Origin of the sequence: Pseudocitrobacter corydidari, assembly GCF_021172065.1 — a bacterium.
In the GTDB taxonomy this organism is placed as follows: Bacteria; Pseudomonadota; Gammaproteobacteria; order Enterobacterales; family Enterobacteriaceae; genus Pseudocitrobacter; species Pseudocitrobacter corydidari.
In genome coordinates this window covers 4,224,578-4,237,606 of sequence record NZ_CP087880.1, presented here as the reverse complement: position 1 = coordinate 4,237,606, position 13,029 = coordinate 4,224,578, and the positions used below count along the sequence as shown (strand labels likewise).

Below are 13,029 nucleotides of genomic sequence, written 5' to 3'. Positions count from 1 at the left end.
TGCCCGCCTGTTGCCGGGGCGCTGCGCTTGCCCGGCCTACGATAGCCCCGCAGTAGGTAGGCCTGATAAGCGAAGCGCCATCAGGCAATGCCGTCAGCGCTAACTCTCTTTCACCGGCCCATGCACATGCGCCACCGGAACCGGGAGCCAGGCGCGAATCAGCAGGCCGCCGCGCTCGCTGGTGTCAATTTCCAGCAAACCGTTATGGTTGTCGATAATACGCTGTACGATTGCCAACCCAAGCCCCGTGCCGCTGGTGCTGCGCGCGCTGTCGCCGCGCACAAACGGCTGGAACAGGTGCTTGCGCTGCTCGGGTTTAATTCCCGGGCCGTTATCTTCCACCTGGAACCAGGCGCGATTGAGTTCGCTGCCGCTGCTGACTTTGATCCAGCCGTTGCCGTAGCGCGCGGCGTTCACCACCATATTGGCCAGCGCACGCTTGATGGAGAGCGGATGCATTCGCAGCAGAATTTCGCCAGCCTGCAAATCCGTTTCAATCTCGCGCTCATAACCACTTTCAGCGGCGATCACTTCACCGAGCACCGCGTTGAGATCCGCCATCTCCATCGGCATCTCCTGCCCGGTGCGCAGGTAATCGATGAACTGTTCGATGATCGCGTTGCACTCTTCGATATCTTTATTGATCGATTCCGCCAGATAGCCGTCCTGCTCGCCCATCATCTCCGTCGCCAGACGAATGCGGGTGAGCGGCGTGCGCAGATCGTGACTGACGCCCGCCATCAGCAAGGTACGGTCATCGGCCAGCTGTTTCACGCCTGCGGCCATATGGTTAAAGGCGCGGGTTACCGAACGCACTTCCGACGCGCCATATTCGCGCAGCGGCGGCGGGATCATCCCTTTACCAACCTGTAGCGCGGCATGTTCGAGGTCAACTAAGGGTCGGTTCTGAATACGGATAAACAGCCACGCACCGCCTATTGCCAGCAGCATGATCGCGAGTGTGTATCGGAACAGCGGCGAGAAGTCGCCCTGATGGATTTCGGTAAGGGGAACACGCACCCAGATGTTGGGAGACAACCAGGTTTTCAGCCAGACGACAGGCGAGCTTTTGTTAACCTCGACGCGCACTTCCGTCGGGCCACCCAGTTGCGTCGCCATCTGCTGGCTTAAAAATTCGTAATGCTGCGCCCAGCGCAGCCCCGCCTCTTCCGCCGCTTCATCGGAATAGAGCGAGATACCAAGTTCGCGGTAAATTTCGCGACGGAACGCAGGCGGCACCACCAGCTGCGTACCGTCCTCCAGCTCAAGTTTATCGGTCATCAACATACGGACTTCGTAAGCGAGGACCTTATTAAACTGCTGGAGGCTTGGCAAAATCGCGAAGTTCAGCACCACAAGGTAGGTTGTCACCAGGCTGACAAACAGCAAGGTGACAATCAGCAACAACGTGCGGGCAAACGAACTTCGCGGTGAGAAGCGCAATCGCCTCATGCCTTAGAACCGTCCGGGACAAAGACGTAACCCAGGCCCCAGACGGTCTGGATATAGCGTGGATGGGCCGGATCTTCTTCCACCATGCGGCGCAGACGGGAGATTTGTACGTCGATGGAACGTTCCATGGCGGAGTACTCGCGACCGCGCGCCAGGTTCATCAGTTTATCGCGGGAGAGTGGTTCACGCGGATGGCTCACCAGCGCTTTCAGTACCGCAAATTCCCCGCTGGTCAGCGGCATGGGTTCATCTTCACGGAACATTTCACGCGTACCGAGATTCAGTTTGAACTTACCGAAGGCAATCACCGCCTCTTCCTGAGAAGGCGCGCCCGGCAGTTCGTTCGCCTGACGACGCAGCACCGCACGAATACGGGCCAGCAGTTCACGCGGGTTGAACGGTTTAGGGATGTAGTCGTCTGCACCGATTTCCAGGCCGACGATACGGTCAACTTCTTCGCCCTTCGCCGTTACCATGATGATCGGCATTGGGTTGCTTTGGCTACGCAGACGGCGGCAGATGGACAAACCGTCTTCGCCTGGCAGCATTAAATCCAGTACCATAAGATGGAAGGATTCGCGGGTTAACAGGCGATCCATCTGTTCGGCGTTGGCTACACTTCGAACCTGGAAACCCTGCTCGGTCAGATAACGTTCAAGCAGCGCACGCAGGCGCATGTCGTCATCGACCACCAGAATCTTATAATTCTCTTGCATTGTTTTTACTCCCAAAGGTTCGCAACAATTATCAGTGCGTATTCTTAAAAAAGCGTAAGCCGGTCACCAGTTAAATCTGGTATAAATTCCAGGCTAAATTGTTACAAAGCATATTTTACAGCGGCTTAAGTATACATTTAATCATAAGACACATTATTCATCCTGTTGGACTCTTTTGTGCTTTCCAACAGGCCAGCAGAAGGCAGGAAACGCGGATGAAAACGCCTTTAATTACCCGTGAAGGGTATGAAAAACTGAAAAAAGAGATGGATTACCTCTGGCGCGAGGAACGCCCGGAAGTCACCAAAAAAGTGACCTGGGCTGCAAGTCTGGGCGATCGCAGTGAAAACGCCGATTACCAGTACAACAAAAAGCGCCTGCGTGAAATCGACCGCCGCGTGCGTTATCTCACCAAATGCCTGGAAAACCTGAAGATTGTCGATTATTCACCGCAGCAGGAAGGCAAAGTCTTCTTTGGCGCGTGGGTGGAAATTGAAAACGACGACGGCGATGTGAAGCGCTTTCGCATTGTCGGCTACGATGAAATCTTTGGCCGTAACGACTACATCTCGATTGACTCGCCGATGGCGCGCGGCCTGCTGAAAAAAGAGGTTGGCGACCTGGCCGTAGTGCAAACGCCCGCCGGTGAAGCGAGCTGGTACATCAATGAGATCGAATATGTGAAGTAGCGCGCCTGGAACAATCCGAGAGAATACGGTGGCGACTGGCATTTTTGCCGGTCAATCCGTATAACTATCCCCTGATTTTTTCGACCCAACAGATGACAACACCATGATGAATGATTCGCTCTGCCGCATTATTGCGGGTGAACTTCAGGCACGCGCAGAACAGGTGGAAGCCGCCGTTCGCCTGCTTGATGATGGGAATACCGTGCCGTTTATTGCACGTTATCGTAAGGAAGTCACCGGCGGTCTGGATGACACGCAGCTGCGTAATCTGGAATCCCGACTCGGCTATTTGCGTGAACTGGAAGATCGTCGCCAGACCATTCTTAAGTCCATCAGCGAACAGGGAAAACTCACCGAGTCGCTGGAAAAAGCCATCAACGGCACCCTCAGCAAAACCGAGCTTGAAGACCTTTACCTCCCGTATAAACAAAAACGTCGCACACGCGGGCAAATCGCCATTGAAGCCGGGCTGCAACCGCTGGCTGAGCTGCTGTGGAACGAGCCGTCTCATGACCCGGAAACGGAAGCCGCCAAATTTATCGACGCCGACAAAGGCGTGGCGGATACCAAAGCCGCGCTGGATGGCGCACGCTATATCCTGATGGAGCGTTTTGCTGAAGACGCAGGCCTGCTGGCGAAAGTGCGTGATTATCTGTGGAAAAACGCCCACATCGTGGCGACCGTGGTGGCAGGCAAAGAGGAAGAAGGCGCGAAATTCCGCGACTACTTCGACCATCACGAACCGATTTCTACCGTGCCGTCTCACCGCGCGCTGGCGATGTTCCGTGGCCGCAACGAAGGCATCCTGCAACTGTCGCTTAATGCCGACCCGCAGTTCGACGAGCCACCGAAAGAGAGCCACGGCGAACAGATTATTATCGACCACCTTGGCCTGCGCCTGAACAACGCCCCGGCGGATAGCTGGCGTAAAGGCGTGGTGAGCTGGACGTGGCGCATCAAGGTGCTGATGCACCTGGAAACTGAACTGATGGGCACCGTGCGCGAGCGCGGGGAAGACGAAGCGATTAACGTCTTCGCCCGTAACCTGCACGACCTGCTGATGGCGGCACCTGCGGGCCTGCGCGCGACGATGGGCCTCGATCCGGGCCTGCGTACCGGCGTGAAAGTGGCTGTGGTCGATGCCACCGGCAAACTGGTCGCCACCGACACCATCTATCCACATACCGGTCAGGCAGCGAAAGCGGCCGTTGTGGTCGCGGCGCTGTGCGAGAAACATAACGTTGAGCTGGTCGCTATCGGTAACGGTACAGCCTCGCGCGAAACGGAGCGTTTCTTCCTCGACGTGCAGAAACAGTTCCCGAAAGTGACGGCGCAGAAAGTGATCGTCAGCGAAGCAGGGGCGTCCGTTTACTCGGCGTCTGAACTGGCGGCGCTGGAATTCCCGGACCTCGACGTTTCTCTGCGTGGCGCGGTCTCTATCGCCCGCCGTTTGCAGGACCCGCTCGCCGAGCTGGTGAAAATCGACCCGAAATCCATCGGCGTCGGCCAGTATCAGCACGACGTCAGCCAGACCTCGCTGGCGCGTAAGCTGGATGCGGTAGTGGAAGACTGCGTAAACGCCGTCGGCGTAGACCTGAATACCGCTTCCGTTCCGCTGTTAACTCGCGTGGCGGGCCTGACGCGCATGATGGCGCAGAATATTGTCAGCTGGCGTGATGAGAACGGTCAGTTCCAGAACCGTCAGCAACTGCTGAAAGTCAGCCGTCTGGGGCCGAAAGCGTTCGAGCAGTGCGCAGGCTTCCTGCGTATTAACCACGGAGATAACCCGCTGGATGCCTCTACGGTGCACCCGGAAGCGTATCCGGTGGTCGAGCGTATCCTGGCGCGGACTCAGCAGGCGCTGAAAGATCTGATGGGCAACAGCAGCGAGCTGCGTAACCTGAAGGCCTCTGAATTCACCGACGAGAGTTTCGGCGTACCAACCGTCACCGATATCATCAAAGAGCTGGAAAAACCGGGCCGTGACCCGCGTCCTGAGTTTAAAACCGCGCAGTTCGCTGATGGCGTAGAAACCATGAACGACCTGCTGCCGGGGATGATTCTGGAAGGCGCGGTCACTAACGTCACCAACTTTGGTGCGTTTGTGGATATCGGCGTGCATCAGGATGGCCTGGTTCATATCTCGTCGCTGGCGGATAAGTTTGTGGAAGATCCGCACACGGTAGTGAAAGCCGGCGATATCGTGAAAGTGAAGGTGCTGGAAGTGGATCTGCCGCGTAAACGTATTGCGTTGACCATGCGTCTGGACGAGCAGCCGGGTGAAACCAACGCCCGTCGCGGCGGTAATAGCAATGAGCGCAACCAGGGCAATCGCCCGGCGGCCAAAGCAGCAAAACCACGCGGTCGCGATGTGCAGCCTGCGGGTAACAGCGCGATGATGGATGCGCTGGCGGCGGCGATGGGGAAAAAACGCTAACGCGTGCGGTTTGTGTTGCCGGGTGGCGCTGCGCTTACCCGGCCTATAAACCAGAAATGTCTGTGGGCCCGATAAACGTTATCGGGCTTTTTATTTCGGAAATATATTAATTGTTTTTATATTTAGCATTATTATCACCGCATTAACATTCGTCGAAATAAACAAACATACGGTTTACCCGAATTGTTTTGAGCCAAATCAACTTTGCGCCACTTTATTCTCAGAAAGAACATCCGGTCACATTTTATCTATTGAAGATACAAACCATTCTCATTATCATCGTATTGTAGATTAATTAACCTCTCTCATGTTCGCGCGCCTTTCCGTTCGTTTCTGTTGAACCCGCGCGACAGTGACTCGCGATGAAATAAGTAGGCCCTATGCAATTTACTCCTGATAGTGCGTGGAAAATTACTGGCTTCTCCCGTGAAATCAGCCCGGCCTGGCGTCAGAAACTGCTGTCGCTCGGCATGCTGCCCGGCTCCTCTTTCCAGGTTGTACGTGTCGCACCTTTAGGCGACCCCATTCATATTGAAACGCGTCGAGTCAGTTTAGTCCTACGCAAAAAAGATTTGGAATTCCTCGATCTTGAATCCATTTCTCGTTAATCCGATTTAGCTGTTATAGAGTTCACAAAAAATGAAAAAACTAACCATTGGCTTAATTGGTAATCCTAATTCCGGCAAGACAACATTATTCAATCAATTAACCGGCGCACGTCAGCGCGTGGGGAACTGGTCCGGGGTGACGGTCGAGCGTAAAGAAGGGTCGTTTTCAACGACCGATCACAGCGTCACGCTGGTCGACCTGCCAGGGACCTACTCCCTGACCACCATCTCCTCGCAGACCTCACTCGATGAGCAAATCGCCTGCCACTACATTTTAAGCGGCGACGCCGACTTACTGATTAACGTCGTCGATGCTTCTAACCTCGAGCGCAACCTCTACCTGACGCTGCAACTGCTCGAACTCGGTATTCCCTGCATCGTGGCGCTCAACATGCTCGATATCGCGGAAAAACAGCAAATCCGCATTGATATTGACGCCCTCTCTGCGCGTTTGGGTTGCCCGGTGGTTCCGCTGGTTTCCACGCGTGGCCGTGGGATCGACGCCCTGAAGCTGGCGGTCGACCGCTATCAAAGCAACGATGAGATTGAGCTGGTGCACTACGCTGCCCCGCTGCTTCGTGAAGCAGAAAATCTGGCGCGCGCGATGCCGGAAGCGATTCCGGAGAAACAGCGCCACTGGCTCGGTATGCAAATGCTGGAAGGCGATATCTATAGCCGCGCCTACGCAGGCGATGCGGCGGATAAACTCGATATCGCGCTGGCTAATCTGAACGACGAACTGGATGACCCTGCACTGCATATCGCCGATGCGCGTTATCAAAGCATCTCTGCCATTTGCGACAGCGTCAGTAACACGCTCACCGCCGAGCCAAGCCGCTTCACCGCTGCCGTGGATAAAATCGTGCTCAACCGCGTACTGGGACTGCCGATCTTCCTGTTCGTGATGTACCTGATGTTCCTGCTGGCGATTAACATCGGCGGCGCATTGCAGCCTATTTTCGACGGTGGCTCGGTCGCTATCTTTATTCACGGCATTCAATGGGTTGGCGCAACGCTGCACTTCCCGGAATGGCTGACGATTTTCCTCGCCCAGGGTATTGGCGGCGGGATCAACACCGTGCTGCCGCTGGTACCGCAAATCGGCATGATGTACCTGTTCCTCTCCTTCCTTGAGGATTCCGGCTACATGGCGCGTGCGGCGTTTGTTATGGACCGCCTGATGCAGTCGCTTGGCCTGCCGGGCAAATCCTTCGTGCCGCTGATTGTTGGTTTCGGCTGTAACGTACCGTCGGTGATGGGCGCACGTACGCTCGATGCCCCGCGCGAGCGTCTGATGACCATCATGATGGCGCCGTTTATGTCCTGCGGCGCACGTCTGGCAATCTTCGCCGTCTTCGCGGCGGCCTTCTTTGGTCAGCAGGGCGCGCTGGCGGTCTTCTCGCTTTACGTACTGGGCATCGTGATGGCGATCCTCACCGGTCTGATGCTCAAATACACCATCATGCGTGGTGAAGCCTCACCGTTCGTGATGGAGCTGCCGGTTTATCACATTCCGCATCTGAAAAGCCTGTTTATCCAGACCTGGCAACGCCTGAAAGGCTTTGTAGTTCGCGCGGGTAAAGTCATCGTTATCGTCAGTATTTTCCTGAGCGCCCTGAACAGCTTCTCACTGAGCGGCCAGGCGGTCGATAACATCAACGACTCAGCCCTTGCGTCAGTGAGCCGTCAGTTAACGCCGCTGCTGAAACCGATTGGCGTGCATGAAGATAACTGGCAGGCCGCGGTTGGCCTGTTTACCGGGGCGATGGCAAAAGAGGTGGTAGTCGGTACGTTGAACACCCTCTACACCGCTGAAAATATTCAGGAAGAAGATTTCGATCCAGCCACCTTCAGCCTGACCGACGAACTGCTGGGCGCAGCCGATGAAACCTGGCAGAGCCTGAAAGACACCTTTAGCCTGAGCGTGCTGGCGAACCCAATCGAAGCCAGTAAAGGCGACGGGGAAATGGCGACCGGCGCGATGGGCGTGATGAGCAGCAAATTCGGCAGCGCGGCGGCGGCCTACAGCTACCTGATTTTCGTTCTGCTCTACATTCCGTGCATTTCGGTGATGGGTGCGATTGCCCGTGAGTCCAGCCGCGGCTGGATGGGCTTCTCGGTGCTGTGGGGGCTGAATATCGCTTACTCACTGTCGACGCTATTTTATCAGGTCACCAGCTTCAAACAGCATCCGCAGTACAGCCTGGTGTGCATTCTGGCGGTGATTCTGTTTAACGTGATAGTGATTGGCGCGCTGCGCCGGGCACGTAGCCGTGTGGATGTGAATCTGCTGGCGACGCGCAAAACCGTTCACGCTCATGAAACCTCTGGCAGCTGCCACTAAGGAGAGGCGATGGCATCGTTAATTGAGGTTCGCGATATGCTGGCACTGCAAGGACGCATGGGGGCATCACAGCTCAGCGCGCAGTTACACACGCCGCAGCCGATGATCGATGCCATGCTCGAACGCCTGGAAGCAATGGGTAAAGCGCGTCGCGTGCAGGAAGACGCGGATGGTTGTCTGTCAGGGAGCTGTAAGCAGTGCCCGGAAGGGCGAGCCTGCCTGAGCGAATGGTGGGTATTGTGCTAATAACAAAGTGCGCTTTGTTCTTGCCGGATGCGGCGTAAACGCCTTATCCGGCCTACAAAATAGTGTAAATTCAATACATTGCAGAAACCTTGTAGGCCTGATAAGCGTAGCGCATCAGGCAATGTTACGTTCGTCATCAGTCTCAAGCGGGTCCGAAGACCCGCTTTTTTAATCACTTATAAACGTCTGCGTTACCGTGCACGGTTTTCTCATTCTTTGAACCGGCGATAATCACATAGTACTTCCCGCCCAGCTCATCCGCTTTTTTCGACAAATCGCGCTTCGCATCCATCGGCGAGGTGGTACGCGAGGTGGTGATTTCGCCAACCTTAGTGAGATTCATCTTCGCGACATCTTCTTTCTGAATCTCTTTCGCCGCCAGCGCACCAAAAGAGAGCGAGCCCATAACCAGAGTCGCGACAATACCTGTAACGAGTTTCATAACGTTATCCCTATATAAGTTTTTGTTTTATATGCGGTACGCAACGGCTATCAACGCATTAAGAGCCTAATGGGATAGGCTCTAAGCGTACCGGCAGGATAAGTATTGTTCCGCTTCGAAACTTTTTCCATGTGGGCGCAAAAATTAAATTTTAGCGTCGGCAAACTCGCGAATAACCTGAGAAAATTCATCCGGATGCGAGATAAACGGTGCATGGGCGGCTTTGGCAAAAAGGTACGATTCACTCTGCGGCCACAGGGCATCGAGTTGGGGCACTATTTTGCGCGGCACCAGGCCATCCAGTCGGCCATAAAGACGCAGGAAAGGTTTGTCCAGCGAGGTCAGCGCCTGACGCAAATCAGCGGTTTTCAGGATCTCCAGCCCGCCGTTGAGCGCATCGACGGTTGGCATCGGCAGCGACAGCACGGTACTTTTCAGCGCACGCGCATCCTGCCTGGCGCTTTCCGTGCCCAGGGTTTGCAGCGCGAGGAAGCGCTCAACGGTACGCTGAAAATCCTCGCTCAGCTGTTGCTGGAAGCCCGCCAGAATCTCGGGCTTGATGCCGGCCCAGTCGTCCTGCGCGCAGAAACATGGCGATGATGCGACGGTAATCAGTGCCTGGACACGCTGCGGGTGCGTCAGGGCTATCTGACTCGCCACCAGCCCGCCGAGGCTCCAGCCTAACCAAATAGCCTGTTCAGGCGCCTGTTTCAGCACAAGCTCCGCCATCGCATCCAGCGACATTGCGCCGAAATCACGGCTGCGGCCAAAGCCTGGCAGGTCGACAAGATGCAGCGTGAAATGCGCGCTCAGTTCCGGCGTTATGCAATCCCACACCTGCGCGTTCAGCCCCCATCCGTGCAGCAGCACAAGATGGCGATCTCCTTCACCTTTGGTTTGCCACCAAACGTTGTTCATCAGTTATTGTTCCCACATCCGGCTTTCGAGGTGCAATATGCTAACAGTCCACAGCTTGTGCTGGCTATGCCAAATGCCGCTGGCGATTTCACGATGGGGCGTCTGCTCCCGCTGCGCGCAAACGTTATTTAACACACAACCGCGCTGCCCTCAGTGCGGGCTTCCGGCGGCGATCGGGCACCTCGTATGCGGGCGCTGCCTGCGTAAAGCGCCGCCCTGGAGCCGGTTAATAGCGGTGAATGATTATGTCCCGCCGCTCAGTCATTTGATTCATCAATTTAAATTCTGCGATAAGCCGGAGCTCGCCCCGATTCTGGCACGGCTCATGCTATTAAACGCGCGGCAAACATCTGGATTACCCCGGCCAGACCGGCTCATCAGCGTTCCGCTCTGGCAGCGACGTCACTGGCGACGGGGATTTAATCAGAGCGACCTGTTGTGTCAGGCGCTGGCGAAATGGCTTGGCTGCGCCTGGCATCCTTTTGCTCTTAAACGGGTGCGGAAAACCGCCACCCAGCACCAGCTCAGCGCGCGGTTACGCGCCCGCAACCTGAAAAATGCCTTCCGGCTTGAATTACCGGTGAAGGGGCTCCATATGGTGATTGTGGATGATGTCGTTACCACGGGCAGCACTGTCGCCGAAATTTCCCGCCTGCTTTTGCGAAACGGCGCGGCGAGCGTTCAGGTATGGTGCCTGTGTCGCACCTTGTAGACCCCCTCTGATGGGCGTATTATAACCAACTAAAGTAGTCAACTATTAGGCCAAAGCTATGATCCGTATTTCCGATGCTGCACAAGCGCACTTTGCCAAACTGCTGGTAAATCAGGAAGAAGGTACACAAATCCGCGTATTTGTTATCAATCCTGGCACGCCAAACGCAGAATGTGGCGTTTCTTATTGCCCGCCGGATGCGGTGGAAGCAAGTGACACTGCCCTGAAATTTGAACAACTCACCGCCTATGTCGATGAGCTGAGCGCACCGTATCTGGAAGATGCGGAAATTGATTTTGTTACCGATCAGCTGGGTTCTCAGCTGACCCTGAAAGCGCCAAACGCCAAAATGCGTAAAGTGTCTGACGATGCGCCGCTGATGGAGCGCGTTGAGTATATGATTCAGGCGCAGGTTAACCCGCAGCTGGCAGGCCACGGCGGCCGCGTAACGCTGATGGAAATCACCGACGAAGGCTATGCGATTCTGCAATTCGGCGGCGGCTGTAACGGTTGCTCGATGGTAGACGTGACGCTGAAAGAAGGGATTGAGAAGCAGCTGCTGGCTGAATTCCCGGAACTGAAAGGGGTTCGCGATCTGACTGAACACCAGCGCGGCGAACACTCTTACTACTAAGTTTTACCCCCTGCCCTTTTGCCCGGTGGCGCTGCGCTTACCGGGCCTACGTACTGTGCTCGCTGTTGCCCGATGCGCGTTGCTTATCGGGCCTACGTGTTGTACAGATTTTGTAGGCTGGATAAGGCGTAAGCCGCATCCGGCGAATGCTTCACACTGCATAAATCCATCCCCGTAATGTTACCGCGCAACATAGCTCGCAATTCTCTATACACATCTTTGCAAAAACCCGGCAAATAGTATGACATCCGTCTCAATTTTTACATTTATGCTGCCTGGGTAATTCTCACTCCCTCATGTTACCCGTATCATCCGCCCCATAGCGTCGTCACGCAAATCAATAGCCAGCTATCCTTTAGCAGGGCAAAAGTGAGATTCCGACGCAATGAAGTGTGTCCACCCTCTCTGGGGACAATTGGACGTTGTCACTGAAACAATGACGTTACCCATATAAATTAAAGGCCAGGTGCATCATGCCATTAGTCATAGTAGCTATCGGGGTTATCCTGTTATTACTGCTGATGATCCGTTTTAAAATGAACGGCTTTATTGCCCTTATCCTGGTGGCGCTCGCCGTCGGGTTGATGCAGGGTATGCCGCTCGACAAAGTCATCGTCTCTATCAAAAACGGCGTAGGTGGAACCCTGGGCAGCCTTGCGCTGATTATGGGCTTCGGCGCAATGCTCGGGAAACTGCTGGCAGACTGCGGCGGTGCTCAGCGTATCGCCACCACGCTTATCGACAAGTTCGGTCGCAAAAACATTCAGTGGGCGGTGGTTCTGACCGGTTTCACCGTCGGTTTTGCGCTGTTCTACGAGGTTGGTTTCGTCCTGTTGCTGCCGCTGGTCTTCACCATCGCTGCTTCCGCGCGTATTCCGCTGCTGTATATCGGCGTACCGATGGCCGCCGCACTGTCCGTTACGCACGGCTTCCTGCCGCCGCACCCGGGCCCGACCGCGATTGCAACCATCTTCCACGCAGACATGGGTAAAACCCTGCTGTACGGTACGCTGCTGGCAATTCCGACCGTGATCCTGGCAGGCCCGGTTTATGCGCGCTGCCTGAAAAGCATCGACAAGCCGATTCCGGAAGGTCTGCACAACCCGAAAACCTTCACCGAAGAAGAAATGCCTTCTTTCGGCGTGAGCGTCTGGACCGCACTGGTGCCGGTTATCCTGATGGCCCTGCGCGCTATTGCAGAAATGGTGCTGCCGAAAGGCCATGCGGTGCTGCCGTACGCTGAATTCTTCGGCGACCCGGTAATGGCTACGCTGATTGCCGTACTGATTGCCGTATTCACATTCGGCCTGAACCGTGGTCGTAACATGGACCAGGTGAACGATACGCTGACTTCTTCCATCAAAATCATTGCCATGATGCTGTTGATCATTGGCGGTGGCGGTGCGTTTAAGCAGGTTCTGGTTGATAGCGGCGTGGACAAATACATCGCTTCAATGATGCATGGCTCCAACGTTTCTCCGCTGCTGATGGCCTGGTCTATTGCCGCCGTGCTGCGTATCGCGCTGGGTTCCGCAACCGTTGCGGCCATCACTGCCGGTGGTATCGCAGCCCCGCTGATTGCCACTACGGGCGTAAGCCCTGAGCTGATGGTTATCGCGGTTGGTTCCGGTAGCGTTATCTTCTCTCACGTGAACGATCCAGGCTTCTGGCTGTTCAAAGAGTATTTCAACCTGACTATCGGCGAGACCATCAAGTCCTGGTCGATGCTGGAAACCATCATCTCCGTGTGTGGTCTGGTAGGTTGTCTGCTGCTGGGAATGGTTGTTTGATTTGAGATTTTCCCCCCTCACCCCGGCCCTCTCCCTTAGGG

General features: G+C 55.4%; 12 protein-coding genes. 8 read left to right on the top strand and 4 right to left on the bottom strand.

Annotation, left to right across the window (positions count from 1 at the left end; translation table 11 throughout):
* Positions 1 to 99: 99 nt before the first annotated feature.
* Positions 100 to 1,452, bottom strand: a complete 1,353-nt coding sequence (envZ, locus tag G163CM_RS19610) for a two-component system sensor histidine kinase EnvZ (RefSeq protein WP_015962675.1) — start codon at positions 1,450 to 1,452, stop codon at positions 100 to 102.
* Complete coding sequence (gene ompR / locus G163CM_RS19605; protein WP_001157751.1) at positions 1,449 to 2,168, bottom strand: osmolarity response regulator transcription factor OmpR; 720 nt, start codon at positions 2,166 to 2,168, stop codon at positions 1,449 to 1,451. Before ompR ends, envZ begins: the two co-directional genes overlap by 4 nt.
* A gap of 215 nt (positions 2,169 to 2,383) precedes the next feature.
* On the opposite strand from ompR, the gene greB reads away from it, so the two are divergent.
* The 5 genes from greB to feoC all read left to right on the top strand — a co-directional run bounded on the left by greB (position 2,384) and on the right by feoC (position 8,492).
* Positions 2,384 to 2,857: a transcription elongation factor GreB gene (gene greB / locus G163CM_RS19600; protein WP_015962674.1), complete on the top strand. Its 474-nt coding sequence runs from the start codon at positions 2,384 to 2,386 to the stop codon at positions 2,855 to 2,857.
* 103 nt (positions 2,858 to 2,960) lie between these two features.
* Positions 2,961 to 5,294 carry a Tex family protein gene (locus G163CM_RS19595; protein ID WP_231826028.1) on the top strand — a complete coding sequence of 778 codons (2,334 nt, stop codon included), beginning with the start codon at positions 2,961 to 2,963 and terminating at the stop codon, positions 5,292 to 5,294.
* Positions 5,295 to 5,674: 380 nt separating this feature from the next.
* A complete protein-coding gene (gene feoA, locus G163CM_RS19590; RefSeq protein WP_015962672.1) occupies positions 5,675 to 5,902 on the top strand; it encodes a ferrous iron transporter A in 228 nt (75 codons plus the stop codon).
* A 31-nt stretch (positions 5,903 to 5,933) separates the two neighbouring features.
* Positions 5,934 to 8,246 carry a Fe(2+) transporter permease subunit FeoB gene (gene feoB / locus G163CM_RS19585; protein WP_231826027.1) on the top strand — a complete coding sequence of 771 codons (2,313 nt, stop codon included), beginning with the start codon at positions 5,934 to 5,936 and terminating at the stop codon, positions 8,244 to 8,246.
* A gap of 9 nt (positions 8,247 to 8,255) precedes the next feature.
* Entirely contained in the window at positions 8,256 to 8,492 is a 237-nt protein-coding gene (gene feoC, locus G163CM_RS19580; RefSeq protein ID WP_015962670.1) for a [Fe-S]-dependent transcriptional repressor FeoC, read from the top strand.
* Positions 8,493 to 8,664: 172 nt separating this feature from the next.
* Here feoC and G163CM_RS19575 read toward each other — a convergent pair whose 3' ends face one another.
* Both G163CM_RS19575 and bioH read right to left on the bottom strand, forming a co-directional pair.
* The gene (locus G163CM_RS19575) at positions 8,665 to 8,934 is read right to left on the bottom strand and encodes a YdgH/BhsA/McbA-like domain containing protein (protein WP_015962669.1); all 270 of its coding nucleotides are present in this window, start codon (positions 8,932 to 8,934) and stop codon (positions 8,665 to 8,667) included.
* A 144-nt stretch (positions 8,935 to 9,078) separates the two neighbouring features.
* The gene (bioH, locus tag G163CM_RS19570) at positions 9,079 to 9,852 is read right to left on the bottom strand and encodes a pimeloyl-ACP methyl ester esterase BioH (RefSeq protein WP_231826026.1); all 774 of its coding nucleotides are present in this window, start codon (positions 9,850 to 9,852) and stop codon (positions 9,079 to 9,081) included.
* A gap of 37 nt (positions 9,853 to 9,889) precedes the next feature.
* Between bioH and gntX the strand changes: the two genes are divergently transcribed.
* The 3 genes from gntX (at position 9,890) to gntT (ending at position 12,988) form a co-directional block, all read left to right on the top strand.
* Positions 9,890 to 10,564 carry a DNA utilization protein GntX gene (gene gntX, locus G163CM_RS19565; protein ID WP_231826025.1) on the top strand — a complete coding sequence of 225 codons (675 nt, stop codon included), beginning with the start codon at positions 9,890 to 9,892 and terminating at the stop codon, positions 10,562 to 10,564.
* Positions 10,565 to 10,622: 58 nt separating this feature from the next.
* Entirely contained in the window at positions 10,623 to 11,198 is a 576-nt protein-coding gene (gene nfuA, locus G163CM_RS19560) for a Fe-S biogenesis protein NfuA (RefSeq protein ID WP_015962666.1), read from the top strand.
* A gap of 473 nt (positions 11,199 to 11,671) precedes the next feature.
* A complete protein-coding gene (gene gntT / locus G163CM_RS19555) occupies positions 11,672 to 12,988 on the top strand; it encodes a gluconate transporter (protein WP_231826024.1) in 1,317 nt (438 codons plus the stop codon).
* Positions 12,989 to 13,029: the final 41 nt, after the last annotated feature.